The sequence below is a fragment of the Micromonospora sp. NPDC005367 genome (genome assembly GCF_040606825.1).
Taxonomy (GTDB): Bacteria; Actinomycetota; Actinomycetes; order Mycobacteriales; family Micromonosporaceae; genus Micromonospora.
In genome coordinates this window covers 23,732-39,415 of the sequence record NZ_JBEXFP010000028.1, presented here as the reverse complement: position 1 = coordinate 39,415, position 15,684 = coordinate 23,732, and the positions used below count along the sequence as shown (strand labels likewise).

Below are 15,684 nucleotides of genomic sequence, written 5' to 3'. Positions count from 1 at the left end.
TCGAGCGGAGACTCAAATATTGCTCAATTTCCATGTCGACGGCGCTTCCAGATCATCGGGGTGGGCCTAGGTTCAGATCACTTCGCGCAACGGCATATCGCCATGCATCACTTGGGAGAGCCAATGGCCCCTGCTCCACCGACCGACGCTGAGCTCAACACCCTGATCAGGGCCCGGCTCGCCGCTCTCGGTATCGATCTGGACCAGCTTCCGTCAGGCACCACCCCGGATCCGGAGACCGGTTCACCGGGCCAGGACTCCGTGCTCGCGTCGCTGCGCTCGTTCTTGCGGGGCACCGTGGCGACGCTGGCCGCCTACCAGCTGCCCGTCCCCGGCGCCACCGATCCCGATGCCGCCAAGGCGCTGTCGCAGCAGCAGGTGCCCGTCCTGTACCCCTCGAACAGCACGGAATGGCGGAAGGCATGACTGGCGGACCACTCGACCGTTCGATCGACCGTCGGGCGTTCCTGGCCCGCGCCGCCGCGCTGGCAGCCGCCTCCGCCGCGGGCGTCACCGTCGCGCTGCCCTCGGTGGCGACGGCGAGCGGCCCCCGGCCGGCCGGCCCGGCGGGGAAGGGGAAGCCGGCACTGGACCGGCCCAACGCCTACGTGAAGCCCCGGCCGGAGGCCCTCGCCGATCCGACCGAATGCACGATCGCCGAGGCGGCCTGGCTCATCCGTGCCGGCAAGCTGACTCCGCAACGTCTGGTCGAGGCGATGCTGGAACGCATCTCCACGTACGACGGCGTCTACCAGGCGTTCAACCTGGTACTCGCCGACGCGGCCATCGCCGCGGCGCGGGACGCCGCCCGACGGCCGCGGCAGGGCGCGCTGCACGGCATCCCGCTGGCCATCAAGGACAACTACTACACCGAAGGGGTACGCACCACCGCGAACTCCTTCCTCTTCGAGAACTTCGTGCCGCCCTACGACGCCACCGCGGTGGCCCGCCTGAAGGCGGGCGGCGCGATCCTGCTGGGCAAGACCCAGATGGGCCCACTGGCCACCACCCGGGCCACCACGCCGGCCGGTGTGATCACCACGGTGAACGCCTGGGCGCCGGCCAACCGCAACGTCGACCCGGGCGGGTCGTCCACGGGCACCGCCACGGCGGTGGCCGCCCGGATGGCCACCTCGGGAATCGGCACGCAGACCGGTGGTTCGATCACCTCTCCCTCCAACGCCCAGAACCTGACCGGTCTCAAGCCGACCATGGGTCGCGTCTCGGCGTCCGGCATCATCCCGCTCACCTACACCCGTGACCATCCCGGTCCGCTGGCCCGAGACGCCAAGGACGCCGCCATCATGCTGACCGCGATGGCGGGGGCGGACCCGGCGGACCCGCGCAGCCAGGGCCTGCCCGACGTGCCCGATCTGATCGACGCGGCGACGCCGGTGTACCGGCGCGACCAGGTACGGCTGCGCTGGGAGACCCGGATCGGGGTGCTGCCCGGGTTCGCCAACGGCACGTCCGCCGCCGCGCTGGCCCGTCAGGCGTACCTGGCGCAGCTCGCCGCGATCCCCGGTGTCACGCTGGTGGAGGTGACCCTGCCGGAGGGGTGGAGTCAACTCACCGGCGGCACCTTCAACAACGTCCGCCTGCCCGAGCGCAGCGAGCCGTTCATGCCCTACCTGCGTACGGACCTGCGCGGCTTCGGTGTGTCGGTGACCAGCTGGTTGCAGGGCGCGTTGATGGGTGGCAACGAGTTCATCACCGGGCAGCGGGCCAGGCTGCTGCTGATGGAGCGGGTCCTGCACGAACTCTTCGACCAGTGCGACGTGGTGGTGCAGACCGATCCGGTGCCCTTCGACATCCTGGGCCTGCCGGAGATCGCCTTCCCCATCGGGTCCACCGCCGCAGGGGTGCCGATCGGCACCATCCTCGGCGGCCTCCCGTACGCCGAGGACCGGCTCCTGTCGGTGGTGGCCGCCTACCAGGCGACGACGGACTGGCACCTGCGGCGTCCCGCCGACCCGTCCCCCGCCGCGATGAGTGCGCGGTCCGCCGCCGACGCGCCGCGGCTGACGGCTGAGCAGGTCGCCGAACTCACCCAGTGACACGCGGGTAGGGCGGGAGGCGTTCCCGCCCTACCCGTCGCGCCGTCGGAAATCGGCGGAGGTGTGCCGGCTTCAGGTCACCGTGTGCCCGCGAATTCGTCATCCACGAATTCGTGCCTCCGTGAAGAACCGCCGCCCAGGCCGGCCCGGCGCCTCGTTGCGCGACCGCAAGCAAGGCTCAAGATTTGCTCTAGTGCGACTACCGGCGTTCCCGAAGTCCATCGAAACCTGTTGAATCGATCAGGTCCGATCCGGTGCGGCCGCCCCACTCGGTCCCTTTTTTCGTCGTTCCACGTGAAGGGATGTCAGGTGAAACGAAGACTGTCCCGTACCGCGGTTCCGATCGCGTGCGTACTCGCGATGATCGGTACGCCGGTGCTGACGTCCGGATCCGTCGCCACCGCCGACAAACGAGTACCGAAGCCGGAGTCCGTCATCGGCTGGGTGCCGTGCGCCGACTACAAGGTGGCGACCTACGAGCAGATCGCCGACTACTACCGCAAGCTCGACAAGGCCAGCGATCGGATGAAGCTGGTCGAGATCGGAAAGACCAGCGAGGGTCGGCCGCAGCTGATGGCCATCGTCTCGTCGGAGAAGAACCTCAAGGACGGGAACCTGCGGCGCTACCAGGACATCTCGGTGCGGCTGTCCCAGGGGGACAAGCTGCCCGAGAAGGAGGCGCGTGAGCTGGCCAAGAACGGCAAGGCGGTCGCCTGGGTCGACTTCGGCATCCACTCCACGGAGGTGGCGGGGCACCAGACCGCGCCGCAGTTCGCGTACGACCTGGTGACCAGCGAGACGCCGGAGGCCCGTGAGATCCGGGACAACGTCATCACGTTGCTGGTGCCGAACGTCAACCCGGACGGCGGCACGAAGGTGGCCGAGTGGTACCAGAAGAACCTCGGTGGCCCCTACCAGGACGCCAGCTATCCGGAGCTCTACCAGAAGTACGCCGGGCACGACAACAACCGTGACTGGTACATGTTCAACCTGCAGGAGACCCAGAACATCGGGCGTCAGCTGTTCCACGAGTGGATCCCGCAGGTCATGCACAACGTGCACCAGACGGCGGTCTTCCCGGCCCGGATCAGCATTCCGCCCTACGAGGACCCGATGAACCCGAACATCCACCCGCAGGTGATCCGCGGTGTCAACCTCGTCGGTGACGCGATGGGCCAGCGGCTGGACCGCGAGGACAAGGTCGGCGCGCTGGCCCGCCAGTCGTACGACATCTGGTGGAACGGCGGCGCGCGGACCGCGCCGTACTACCACAACCAGATCGGCATCCTGACCGAGACGGCGCACGCCTCGGCGACACCCCGGTACTACGACCCGGCGACCTTCCCGAAGACGTTCGCCGACGGCACCTCGACCAGCGAACCGTCGGTCTTCTACCCCAGCCCCTGGAAGGGCGGGGAGTGGCACCTGTCGCAGAGCTGCGACTACATCAAGACGGCGTCCTGGGCGATGCTGCGGGTCGCCAGTGACGACCGGGAAGCCCTGCTCGCCGGCGTGGCGAAGATGGCTCGCGACGGCGCCCAGAACGGCGCGAAGACCACCTACGTGATCCCCGCCGACCAGGCGGACTTCCCGACCGCCACGAAGCTGGTGGACAAGCTGCGGTGGAACAACATCCGGGTCGAACGTGCGACCGACGCGTTCACCGTGGGCGACCGCACCTACCCGGCCGGTAGCTACCTGGTGCGGGAGGCGCAGCCCTACCGGGCGGCGGTGCTCGACCTGCTCAACCCGCAGAAGTACCCGGACCGTCGGCTCTACCCCGGTGGCCCGCTGGAGCCGCCGTACGACATCACCGGCTACACCCTGTCGTTCCAGATGGGCGTGACCGTCGACAAGCTCGACCAGAAGGTGCGGGCCCGCACCGTCGACGTCGACTGGCCGAGCGTGCCCAAGGGCGTCGTGGCCGGCGCGCCGAAGCACGCGTACGCCCTCGACCCCCGGGTCAACGACAGTGCGGCCGCCGTGAACGCCCTGCTCGCCGCCGGGGACAAGGTCTCCCGCAGCAGCGGTGAGGTGAAGACCCGAACGGGCACGCTGCCGGCCGGGACCTTCCTGGTCACGCCCGGGGCGGGCACCGACGAGCGGGTGACCGGGCTCGCCACCAGGTTGGGCCTGAGCATCGCGGCGGTGGACGCGAAGCCGAAGAAGGTGACCAAGCTCGTCGCGCCGCGGGTCGGTCTGTACGACGGGTTCAACAACTACGACGAGGGCTGGACCCGGCTCATCCTGGAGCAGTTCGGGTTCGGGTACGAGAAGTTGACGAACGCGGCGGTTCGGGCCGGCGACCTGCGGGCGAAGTTCGACACAATCGTGCTGCCCGACGCCACGTACAACTCGATGCGCAACGGTCGGGCGGCCGGATCCCTGCCGCCGGAGTACACCGGTGGGATGACCGACGCCGGCGTAGTCAACCTCAAGGCGTTCGTCGAGGCAGGCGGCACCGTGGTGACCCTGAACCGGGCCGCCCAGCTGCCGATCGAGGCGTTCGGCGTGCCGGTCAGGGACGTGACCGAAGGGACTGAGGAGACCGAGTACAACATCCCGGGATCGGTGCTGAACCTGAACGTCGACGCCGCTGACCCGGTCGGCGCCGGATTCGGATCGACCGCGTCCGCGTTCGTCGCCGACGGGCCGGCGTTCGAGGTCGAGAAGGGCGCGAAGGGTGTCTCGGTGGCGGCCAGCTGGCCGAAGACGAACCTGCTGAAGAGCGGCTTCATCCTCGGTGAGGACGTCATCGGCGGGAAGGCCGCCGTGGTGACCGCCGAGGTGGGTGACGGGCAGGTGGTGATGATCGGCTTCAAGCCGCAGCACCGGGCTCAGTCGCACGGCACCTACCGTCTGCTGTTCAACGCGATGTACCTGGGCGGTCAGCGCTGACCTGACCCGGATCGGGGTGGCCGGGCGCGCTCGCGCCCGGCCACCCCTCGTCTTCCCGTCTCACCGACCGTCCGATCCGGCCACTTGCCGGGCAATAAGCTGCGGACATGCCCGAATCGCCGGAATCCGGAGGAAACCTTCGCACCGTCGTCCTGGCCGGCGCGGTCAACCTCGGGGTGGCGGGCACGAAGGGAGTCGTGGGGTTCGTCACCGGCTCGGCGGCCCTGCTGGCCGAGGCCGTGCACTCGCTGGCCGACACCACCACCGAGGTGCTGCTCTTCGTCGGTCTGCGCCGTGGCGCGCGGCCACCCACCGCGCAGCATCCCTTCGGCCACGACCGGGAGACGTACGTCTGGGCGCTGCTCGCCGCCGTCGCCACCTTCCTGATCGGCGGTGGCCTCTCCATCGACGAGGGGATCGAGGCGATCCGCTCGTCCGAGCGGCCGCAACAACCGCTCCTCGCGTACCTCGTGATCCTGGTCGCCGCGGTTCTCGAATCCATCTCGCTGGCCCGGTCGGTCCGCCAGATCCGGGCCCGGGCCAGGCGGTTCGTGGTCCGCCCGCTCCTGCTGGTGCGCTACGGCTCGGACACACCGACCAGGGCGGTCCTCTTCGAGGACTCCGCAGCCCTGGTCGGCCTCGCGCTGGCGGGCGCGGGGGTGGGCCTGACCGACCTGACGGGCAAACCGATCTGGGACGGTCTCGCGTCGATCGCCATCGGTCTGCTGCTCATCTACGTGGCCGCGGTCCTGGGCTACAGCAACATCATCCTGTTGATCGGCCGTGCCGTGCCGGAACGGGGGCGGGCCAGGATCAGACACGAACTGCTCGCGGTGCCCGCCGTGGAACAGGTGCACCAGCTACTCACCGTCTACCTCGGCCCGAACACCATCCTCGTCGCCGCGAAGATCGACTTCGTCTCGACGGCGAGCAGCACCGACGTCGAGGTCGCCGCCGACGAGGCCGAGCGGCGCCTCGTCGCTCTCTTCCCGACGGTCCGCTACGTCTTCCTCGACCCGACCGGAGGTGGCGGACCCGACGCCCGCCCCACCTCGCCGGCCTGACCCGACCGGGCTCCGGTACGGCGCCGGCACCTGCGGACACACGCCGGCCCGGTCCCCAAGGGGCGGGGACCGGGTCGGCGTGGTTATCGGTGTTCGGTCAGGCCGTCGGCTGCTCCGGCTGCTCGCTGCCCGCCTCGACGGCGGTCCGCTCGCCTGCCGAGCCGACCGGGATACGCCGGGCGCCGCGCCCGACGTACGCGTCCCCGACCCGTACGGTCAGCACACCCGCGTCGTACGAGGCGCTCACCGCGTCGGCGGCCGTCTGCCTCGGCAGGCGGAAGGAGCGGCGGAACGACCCGTAGCGCACCTCCCGAAGGCTGCGCCCGTCGCGGTCCTCGGCCCGCTCGTCGCGTCGCTCACCTCGGACGACCAACGTGTCCCGGTCGACCTCGACCGTGACATCCTTCTCGGGATCCAACCCGGGCAGCTCCAGCCGCACCAGCGCGTCGTCGCCGTCGCGGGTGACCTCAGTCGCCGGGACGAAACCGGTCGGCCGGGTCACGACCGGCCCGAAGGCCTGCCGCACCAGGGCGTCGAACTCTGCGAACGGGTCCCGCCGGGTCCACAACGACACCGTGCTCATGTCGTCTCCTCCACGTTTCTCACGTCGGCCAACTGGCCGGCACCCTCTACAACTTGAGCCGACCCGACTCAATTCCCGTCCTGGCGGAAAACGTGCTGAGAGGTGGCGGTGGCACGAACACAGGTGCCCGGCGCGCGAAGGGGTTCACAACGCTGGCGCCATCACACCCGCCCGTCGACCTCGACTCGTAGCCGCACGCCCTGCCTGAACACCTCGGCGAGCAACAGCACGATCGCACCGATCGCCAGCGGCAGGTAAGAGAAGGAGAACGCGGCCTCGACGACGCCGGCTGCGGCGGAGCGGGCGACGACGGCCTGGTGCGCGACATGACCGAGCAACTGGACAGCGCTGCCGCCGCCAGCCACCACCAGGCCGACGCCGACGATCCGCCAAGCGTTGGCGAAGGTGACCACCTCGCCGGTGGGCAAGGTGCGGACGATGCGCCAGAGCAGCCAGAGGCGCGGTCCGCGTCGGGCGGGCACGCGTCAGGCGCAGGGTTCCCCGCCACACACGTCGATGATCTTGCCGGTGAGCAGGAACGCCGCCTTCTGCTGCTGCGCTCCGGGCTGCGCGCGCGGGTACTCGTGCGGGTCGTCGCCGTAATCCGGACCGGCCGGCGCGAGGTTCGTCGTCGGGGGAGCGTAGGCGGCGCCGCTGTTCCAGATCACCATCGCCGAGCCGGTGTACGGGTACTTCGGAATCGGCCTGATGCCCCAGTACGGCTTGGCGTCGGGTGACCAGCCGTCGGCGATGGCAGGGGTGTGCAGGCGGGCGCCGATGGTGCGTGCCTGCACCTCGGCCGCGGCGGGGGAGACCTGGTGGTCGCCGAAGGCCACGTGCATCAGGACCTGATGTGCCGGGGTGCGCGGCAACGGCCGGTCGGTCATGTGTTGGGCGTACCCGTTGGCCTCGGACCGGTCCCACAGCATCTGCAACAGGGCGAAGATCAGCTGCTGGTCGACCTTGTCCGGGTACGACCCGTCCATGATCGTCTGGAACGGGGCGAAGTCCACACTGCGCTGCAACAGAGTGGAGTAGTTCATGGCCGGTACGCCGAGCACCGACCGGGTCCAGTCCTGGGCGATGGCGGTGAGCGCGCCGCCGTTGATCCCGCCCTGGCTGTTGCCGTCGTAGTGCAGTCCGCCCGCGACATCGACGAGCGGTCGCCCGTCGGCGTCCTGGAAGGCCGGGTCGGCGGCGAATCCCTTCGGATGGATCATCGCGCGACCGAGGAAGAGGAAGTTCAGGAAGCTCTGTTGCAGCCGGTCCACCACCGCGGGGAAGGCGCTGAGGTCCGCGAAGGTGCCGGACACGTACGGGACGTCGGCGGACGCCATGCCGATCCAGCTGGTCGCGCAGAAGGTGAAGTCGTACGTGTCCGACATCGTCTTGACGTTGCCGGCGTTGATCTCGGTCGGCTTACCGAGCAGCCCGTGGCCGTAGAGCGACAGGTGCGCCGGGAGGGCCGCGGAGGCGCTGCGCGGGATGTTGCACACGAAGTCCGCCCGCAGCGTCGCGCCCGACGGCGTGGGGAGGGCGTACCTGGACGGCGGCGTGCCGTCGCCCTGGGGCGACCCGTAGTGCAGCCGCGAGCCCGGACCTCCGTCGCCGGTCAGGTAGGACGGTACGCCGATGGTGCCGACCACCTGGCGGGCGATCTTCGGATCCTGCTGCGGGGTGTAGTCGGTCACCTGGTCGACGCTGATCCGCGGAGCCGCGGCACCGAGATCGGCGAACGCGCCGTCGCGGATCGCCAGCATCCTCCCGGTCAGGCCCTGCCGGCTCGCCACAGTGAAGTCCCAGGCCAGATAGAGGCTGTGCCGCTTCACGCCGGCCCTGGTCAGGTCGGCGAGGACCCGCTTCATCTGCGGCACCCGGCGGTCCCCACGGCCGAGGCCGGCCCCGGTGACGTACGCCTTGAACGCCTTCGGCGTCGGGATCAGCGCCTTCTTCCGGTCCCGCATGCCACGCAGGCCCACGACGTACCTGGCGCCCTCGGTGAGCGCCACCGCCGGCCGGATGATGAGCACCTGCCGGTCAGGTTGGCCGGTGGCGTGCGCGTCCAGCTCCGCCCAGTACGGCGTGCGCTCGCCGGTGGCGCTGTTGAGCAGCACGATCGGTGCGTCCGGCGCGAGCGAGCGGCCGACGTCGGTGACCGGGGCGATTCCGGTCGCCGTCGCGTCGAGGCCTGGCACGTGCACGAGGATCGGTGAGCCGGGGCTGAACCCGTCCTGCCGGTTCCACTCGCTCGGGTCGATCGGGACGCCCTGCAGGTTGGCGGGCAGGGCGTCGGCCGGGAACTGCACCCGCTTGCCGGTGGGGCTGGCCGGATCGGACACGGTGAAGTAGTCGTTCGGGAACGGCAGCAGGCAGGCCGTCGGGTCGATCGGGTCGCAGGTGTCGTGGGTGGCGGAGCTCGGCGGGGCCGCCGGTGGTGCCGCGGCGGCGGTCGTGCCGAGTAGCACGACGCCTGCGGTCACCACCGCGGACACGGTGAAACGGAGCCGTCTGGGCGTGGTCACACGCATCTCCTTCGACGGTGGACTCAGTGGACGCAGACCCGGCGGCGAACGCCGGGCGTGGACCCGGGCCGGGTGTGGTGTGGTGTCCTTCCTACGCTCGGGGTCGGGCATCGGCAAGAGGTGATCCGTTCCCCTGCGGACGCCCGGTGGCGGGGCGGTGCGACGCCGCCGACCGAAGGGCGAACCTGTCTCCTACATCTGTCGGAGGGCTCCCCGGCCCACGTGCCGACATCTGCACAGTGACCACAGACGGGCCGACTCCTAGATTCGAAATCTGGAGTGATCATGTGGACGGTGAGCGACATCGACCACCGATCACTCCGCTTTCCAACCCCCACCTGAGAGGTGATCTGATGCACCTTCTGCCCTCGAGGCGCACGGTGTGGCGTTCGGTACTGGCCGCCTCGGCCGCGACCGTTCTGGTCGCGTCCGGCGCCGCCGGGCCGGCCACCGCTGCGCCGGGCGGCCACCCACCGGACGGGCCCGCCCCGTTCCAGGTGCTCGATCCGCAGAACTGGCAGAACCCGGACACGATGACCTGGGACGACTACAAGGCGGTGCCACACACGAACTGGGCCGACCCGAACGTCCGCGGCTCGGTCCGCAACTTCAACATCGCGCTGGTCACCCTGGACTACGTGGACCAGCCGTTCGTCATCACCCAGCCGGCGGGCTCGTCGGTGTTCGGCAACCCGCAGGCGAACGCCACCAACGTGCCGCGGGACCAGGTCTCGAAGTTCTACACCGACTTCCTCAACAAGCCGGGCGACCTGAACAAGGGCCACACCCTGCACGAGTACTGGATGCAGGACTCCAACGGCCGCTACGGCGTCGACCTCACCGGTTTCGGCCCGTACAAGATGCCGTCGAAGTCCTACCAGTACGGCATCGACAACGGCTTCAACGCCGGTGCGTGCCCGTCCGGGGAGGCGTGCAGCCAGAACATCCGCACCGACGGGCTGGGCGCCTGGCGGGCGGCCGTCGGCGAGGAGGTCGCCGACAGCTTCGAACTGGTCTTCATCCTCTCCGCGGGTCAGGACGAGTCCTCCACCTGGCAGGAATTCGGCCAGATGATGTTCCAGACCAAGGAGGACGTGCCCGACGCCTGGGGCCCGCCGGACCCCAACCTGCCCAACTACGCGGCGACCCGCTACGTCCCCTGGACGTCCTGGAAGGCCGCCTCGACCATCTGGCCGAACGCGGGCGGTGGCTCGTCGACGCAGGCGGAGAGCTCGGGCCAGGGCACGTACGCCCACGAGCTGAGCCACCTGTTGAGCATCGGCGACAACTACAACAACCCGTACGGCGAGCCGCTGCGCCGCGCGTACACCGGCATCTGGAGCATGATGTCGCGCGGATCCTTCAACGGTCCGGGCGGCCCGCACACCCGTTGGCAGATCCCCCCGGTCAACGGCGGCTCGATGGGTTCGCTGCACGCCCTCCGGGACAAGCTTAAGATCGGGCTGCTCGGTGAGGAGCACGCTCTGCGGCTGTCGCGGGAGGCGTTGGCCAGTTCCGGCATGGTCGTCGCCGACGTCACCGCGCGCGCGGTGGACGCCGGTAAGGACGGACTGACCGGCATCAACATCGCCATGGACGGGGACCGCTCCCCGTCGTGCAGCACCGCCACCAACCCGCTCTGTGACGGCGGCGGATTCAACAACTACACCCTCGAGGTCGTCGACCGGATGGGCGCGGACTCGTTCACGCCCGACAGCGGTGTGCTGATCAGCAAGACGAAGAACGCGGACCGCGCGCCGTTCGTCTGGGTTGTCGACGCCAACCCGCAGGACATCGACATGGTGGACTTCTACCAGCCGAACGGCACCCCGCAGAAGATCACCATGGGTGACTACCGGCAGCTGTCCGACGCGCTGTTCCACGCGGGCGCCAATTCCGGCAGCGAGTACGAGTACGTGGACGAGGCCAACCGGCTGCACTTCTACGTGCTCAACCTTCGCCGTGACAACGACGGGGTGCTGTCGTACACGGTGGCGGTCCGCTCGCTGGACGGCGCCGGCCCGAGCCAGCACGGCGTGCAGCTGTCCAAGGGGCACCTGGTCACCAAGGGCAAGCCGAGCGGCCAGGGCGCGACCTGCTCCTTCGACCTGACCAACACCGGCAAGTACGTGGCCGGTGGGCAGCAGCACCCGGAGGACGCCAGCTCGTACCTGAAGTCCGACGTGTACCGGCTCTCGGCGAGCGTCGCAGGCAAGGGCTGGAAGGTGGAACTGCCGAACGAGCTGGCCACGGCCGAGTTCGGCGGCAACACGCCGGTCAACGTCTCGGTCGGCGCCAACGCCGGCGCGACGGCGACCACCCTGGTGACGCTCACCGCCACCTCGGAGAGCGACCCCAGCAAGACCGTGACCAGCCAGTGCCGGGTCGAGCGACCCCGCGCACAGCTCGGCTGACCACGTACGGCCCGGGGCGGTGGGATGATCACATGCCCACCGCCCTCGGGCCCCCGGCACCCCAAACGATCTGGAGGACAGATGCGGCGTCTGCTGGCAGCGCTGTTGCTACCGTCGCTGGCCGCCGGCGCGTTGACCGCGTGCGACGACGCCGAGGAGGCCGGCTCGGCGATGACCGTGCGGGTGCTCGTCCGGGACATCAACATCCGGCCGGAGGGCGTGGAGTGTGCCGGCACCGGCCCCTACACCCACTTCCACAACCGGTCGCCGTTCCAGGTGATCGACCCCGACGGTCGTACCCTCGCCGAGGGTGCGCTGCCGTCGGGCACGTCCGTGGCGACGTTCAAGGAGGACCTGGAGGTGACCCGCGTGCCCACGTACTGCGAATTCGCCGTTCCCGTCACGGTGGCCGACCGCAGCGCGTACCGGCTGGTGGTCGACGGTCACCCGCCGATCGCCCTCACCCCGAACGACAGCGAAGGACCGGCGCTGGTAGCGGTGGTGCCCTCATGACCCGGGGGTACGCAGCCCGCCTGGCCGCCGTCACGCTGGCGCTGTCGGTGGCGTTCGCCACGGCCGCCTGCTCCGGCGGTGACGACCCGCCGGCACGGCCGGAACCGGTCGCCGGTGGGGCCACCGCACTGCCCGGTCCGGCGCCGGCGAACCTCGCGCTGCGCCCGCCCCCGTCCGGGCTGCCCGGCGCACCCGCTGTCACCGGCGCCCTGACCGACGGCAGCAGCGTCGCCTTCGCCGACCTGTGGGCCGAGCGTCCGGTCGTGCTGGTCTTCTTCAGCTCGTGGTGCACCGTCTGCGCCGAGCGGCAGAACGCCCTCAGCGAGCTGGCCCGCACCCACCGGGACGAGGTGGTCTTCGTCGGAGTGGCCGTCGACGACACCACCCATGATCTGCAGCAGTACCTGCGCGACCACCGGGTGGAGTACCCGGTCGTGGTCGACGACGACGGCACCATCTCGCAGTCGTACGCCGTCCGCGAGCCTCCGGGCGTGGTGATGATCGCCAAGGGCGGCACGCTGCTGCGCGGCTGGCCGGGCGGGGTGGACGCGGCCGCTCTCGACAGCAAGCTGCGCGAGCTGGTGCTGGTTTCGTAACCGCCGCACCGAACGGGTGAGACCTTCACGTTCGTCCCCTGTCGGGCCTGGACGGCTCGTAGCGTGCGGGTGTGGACAAAGTGCGTGTGCCGCGCCGGTTGCTGCTCGCGGGAGCCGGCTCGGCCGCCGTGGCCGCACTCACGGGCTGCCAGTCCAGCCAGTCCAGCCAGTCCACCACGCCCACTCCGCGGCCGACCGGCCGGGCCACGACGGGGACCCTGGACGAGGCGGCGCTACGCCGGAAGATCGCGAGCCTGCTCGTGGTGGGCTTCCGTGGTGACCGGGTGGGTCGCGACGACTGGATCGTCAGGGCCATCCGCGACGGCCTCGGCGGAGTGATCCTCTTCGACCGTGACCTGGAGACCGACGCCGAGCGCAACATCCGCTCGCCGCAGCAGGTCACCACCCTGATCCGAGATCTGAAGAGCGCCGCGCCGGGCCGCCGGCTGATCGTGTCGATCGACCAGGAAGGCGGCCGTACCGCCCGGCTGAACCCGAGCAACGGCTTCCCCGCCACCAGATCGGAAGCCGAGATCGGTGCCGAGAACTCGCCGGCGGCGACGCGTGACTGGGCGCGCGCACTGGTCGCCAGCCTCACGCGGATCGGGGTCAACCTGAATTACGCGCCGGTCGTCGACCTCAACGTCAACCCGGAGAGCCGGGCGATCGGCAAGCTCGACCGCAGCTTCTCCGCGAACCCCGACGTCGTGGTCAGCAACGCCACCGAGGAGATCCACGCCCACCGCGCCGCTGGCGTCAAGACCTCACTCAAACACTTCCCGGGGATCGGCAGTGCCGCCGGTAACACCGACTTCGAGGTCGTCGACGTCAGCTCCACCTGGAAACCGGTCGAGCTGGAACCGTTCCGGCGACTGATCCGGGCTGGCGCGGCGGACTCGGTGCTGGTCGCCCACGTGCTCAACAAGCAGTTGGATCCGAACCTGCCCGCGTCGCTGTCGCCGGCGGTGGTCACGAACCTGCTGCGCGGCGACCTCGGCTGGCAGGGCCCGGTGGTCAGCGACGACATGCAGGCGGCTGCCATCACTCGCCGTCACGGCTCCACCGACGCCGTCCGCCTGGCGTTGCAGGCTGGCGTCGACCTGCTCGTCTTCGCCAACCAGCAGGTGTACGACCCGGAGGTCGTGGAGAAGACGCTCGACGCGGTGGTGGACCTGGTCCGCCGCGGACAGCTCAGCACCGAGCGCATCGACCAGTCCGTCGCCCGGGTCGACAAGCTCCGCCCGAAGGGCTGAGCAACTGTCCCCGATGTCCCCACCGGTCGCCGCCGGTGCGAAACATCCGATGAACAGTATGAACGCAATGATCACCTTCACGGCCGACTCTTCATAGCCTCCCCGGTGAGGCGCATCGATGCGCCGGTGAGGACGAGGAGCCATGCCGTGATCACGTCGAGAACCACCACCAGACCTGCCCGCCGTCTCCGCCGCCTGCTCGGGCCGGCCGTCCTGCTCGTCGGCGCGCTGGTCGGCAGCCTGAGCACCGCACCCGCTGCTCAGGCGAGCGCACCGTCCCCGGCGGTGACCGCGTGTCCGGCGAACCTGGCGGGCAAGGCCACCTGCTACACCGGCCAGGACACCAACGGTGCCTACTACGCGATCGCCATCCCCAACCGGTGGAACCGGTCGCTGGTCGTGCACGCCCACGGCGGGCCGGATCTGGGTGACACGTCCGACCCGCAGCGCAGCGTCGACGACCTGGACCGTTGGGCGGTCATGGTGGAGGAGGGCTACGCGTGGGCCGGCTCGTCCTACCGCCGGGGCGGCTACGGCACGCGGATGGCCGCCACCGACACCGAGAACCTGCGCCGCCTCTTCGTCGGCGAGTTCGGCAAGCCGAAGCGGACGTACGTGCACGGGCAGTCATGGGGCGGCAACGTCGCCGCCAAGGTCGTGGAGACCTACGCCGGGGAGCACGGGCCGTACGACGGCGCGCTGCTCACCAGTGGCGTCCTCGGCGGCGGCTCCCGCGGCTACGACTACCGCGTCGACCTCCGCGTCGTCTACCAGTACTACTGCCGGAACCACCCGCGGCCCAGCGAGCCCCAGTACCCGCTCTGGGAGGGCCTGCGGGCCGGCTCCACCATGACCACCGCCGGGCTGCGCGCCCGGCTGCAGGAGTGCACCGGCTACGCCTCCGCTGCGGCGGAGCGGACGGCGTCGCAGCAGCGCAACCTCGACGACATCCTGGCCGTGACGGGTGTTCCGGAGCGCACCCTGGAGTCGCACCTGCGTTTCGCGACCTTCACCTTCCGCGACATCGTCCACGGCCGGCTCGGCGGGCGTAACCCGTTCAGCAATCAGGGAGTGCGGTACGCCGGCTCGCACGACGACGTGGCGCTCAACGCGGGTGTGCAGCGCTTCTCGGCCGACCCGACCGCCCTGCGCGACCTCTCCTACGACAGCGACCTCACCGGCAGGGTCTCCATTCCCGTGCTGACCCTGCACGCGATCGACGACCCGACGGCGTTCGTCGAGCACGAGGCCGCCTACCGCGCCAGCCTTCGAGGCGCCGGCCGGGACGAGCACCTGGTGCAGACCTTCACCCGTGAGTCCGAGCACAGCGCCCTGAGCGATGCGGAGTACGCGAACTCGATCTCCTCGCTCGACACGTGGGTGCGCACCGGGCGGAAGCCGACGCCCGCGTCGATCGCGGCCTCCTGCGCCGGATTCGACCGGGCCTACGGCACCGGCTGCTTCTACGAGCCGCAGTTCCGTCCCGCCCCCTACGCCGAGCGGGTCAACCCACGGCCGGGTGGCCTGCGTTGGCCGGCGATGACGGCCGTGCAGCAGCGGGTCTGGGCCCGGATCGACAACGTCGGAATCGCGCCCTGACGGTCCCGGCGGACAACGTCACCTCCGACCGGTGGTGCCGATGGCGTCACCCTACCCGGGGCTTCGCCCCAGGCACGAGGCCCTACACCGGGGGCGCGGGTCGGCGCACGTTTGCTGGGTGTGGCGATCAAATTCCCTACCAAACCGATATGTGTTATAGGTCTCTTGCCCTGGATCTTGCCCAC

Annotated in this window: 11 protein-coding genes and 1 pseudogene; 9 read left to right on the top strand and 3 right to left on the bottom strand. The window is 70.1% G+C overall.

The window, feature by feature from the left end; all coding sequences use genetic code 11:
• Positions 1–123 precede the first annotated feature (123 nt).
• The 4 genes from ABZS42_RS19975 (at position 124) to ABZS42_RS19960 (ending at position 6,019) form a co-directional block, all read left to right on the top strand.
• A complete protein-coding gene (locus ABZS42_RS19975; RefSeq protein WP_355147318.1) occupies positions 124–426 on the top strand; it encodes a hypothetical protein in 303 nt (100 codons plus the stop codon).
• A complete protein-coding gene (locus tag ABZS42_RS19970; protein WP_355147316.1) occupies positions 423–2,057 on the top strand; it encodes an amidase in 1,635 nt (544 codons plus the stop codon). The genes ABZS42_RS19975 and ABZS42_RS19970 overlap by 4 nt, the downstream gene beginning before the upstream one ends.
• A gap of 309 nt (positions 2,058–2,366) precedes the next feature.
• On the top strand, positions 2,367–4,955 hold the full coding sequence (locus ABZS42_RS19965; RefSeq protein ID WP_355147314.1) for a M14 metallopeptidase family protein: 2,589 nt from the start codon (positions 2,367–2,369) through the stop codon (positions 4,953–4,955).
• 107 nt (positions 4,956–5,062) lie between these two features.
• On the top strand, positions 5,063–6,019 hold the full coding sequence (locus ABZS42_RS19960; protein ID WP_355147312.1) for a cation diffusion facilitator family transporter: 957 nt from the start codon (positions 5,063–5,065) through the stop codon (positions 6,017–6,019).
• 97 nt (positions 6,020–6,116) lie between these two features.
• On the opposite strand, the gene ABZS42_RS19955 is transcribed toward ABZS42_RS19960, so the two are convergent.
• From ABZS42_RS19955 to ABZS42_RS19945, 3 genes and pseudogenes are all read right to left on the bottom strand, one after another.
• Entirely contained in the window at positions 6,117–6,602 is a 486-nt protein-coding gene (locus tag ABZS42_RS19955; protein WP_355147310.1) for an Hsp20/alpha crystallin family protein, read from the bottom strand.
• A 161-nt stretch (positions 6,603–6,763) separates the two neighbouring features.
• Positions 6,764–7,060, bottom strand: a pseudogene (locus ABZS42_RS19950) (DUF2975 domain-containing protein); the annotation flags it as partial.
• A 27-nt stretch (positions 7,061–7,087) separates the two neighbouring features.
• Entirely contained in the window at positions 7,088–9,124 is a 2,037-nt protein-coding gene (locus ABZS42_RS19945) for a hypothetical protein (RefSeq protein WP_355147308.1), read from the bottom strand.
• 353 nt (positions 9,125–9,477) lie between these two features.
• On the opposite strand from ABZS42_RS19945, the gene ABZS42_RS19940 reads away from it, so the two are divergent.
• The 5 genes from ABZS42_RS19940 to ABZS42_RS19920 all read left to right on the top strand — a co-directional run bounded on the left by ABZS42_RS19940 (position 9,478) and on the right by ABZS42_RS19920 (position 15,499).
• Complete coding sequence (locus ABZS42_RS19940) at positions 9,478–11,538, top strand: M6 family metalloprotease domain-containing protein (protein ID WP_355147306.1); 2,061 nt, start codon at positions 9,478–9,480, stop codon at positions 11,536–11,538.
• 81 nt (positions 11,539–11,619) lie between these two features.
• Complete coding sequence (locus ABZS42_RS19935) at positions 11,620–12,051, top strand: hypothetical protein (protein WP_355147304.1); 432 nt, start codon at positions 11,620–11,622, stop codon at positions 12,049–12,051.
• Positions 12,048–12,647, top strand: a complete 600-nt coding sequence (locus ABZS42_RS19930) for a redoxin domain-containing protein (protein WP_355147302.1) — start codon at positions 12,048–12,050, stop codon at positions 12,645–12,647. The genes ABZS42_RS19935 and ABZS42_RS19930 overlap by 4 nt, the downstream gene beginning before the upstream one ends.
• A gap of 71 nt (positions 12,648–12,718) precedes the next feature.
• Positions 12,719–13,900: a glycoside hydrolase family 3 N-terminal domain-containing protein gene (locus ABZS42_RS19925; RefSeq protein ID WP_355147300.1), complete on the top strand. Its 1,182-nt coding sequence runs from the start codon at positions 12,719–12,721 to the stop codon at positions 13,898–13,900.
• A gap of 147 nt (positions 13,901–14,047) precedes the next feature.
• A complete protein-coding gene (locus tag ABZS42_RS19920; RefSeq protein ID WP_355147298.1) occupies positions 14,048–15,499 on the top strand; it encodes a hypothetical protein in 1,452 nt (483 codons plus the stop codon).
• Positions 15,500–15,684: the final 185 nt, after the last annotated feature.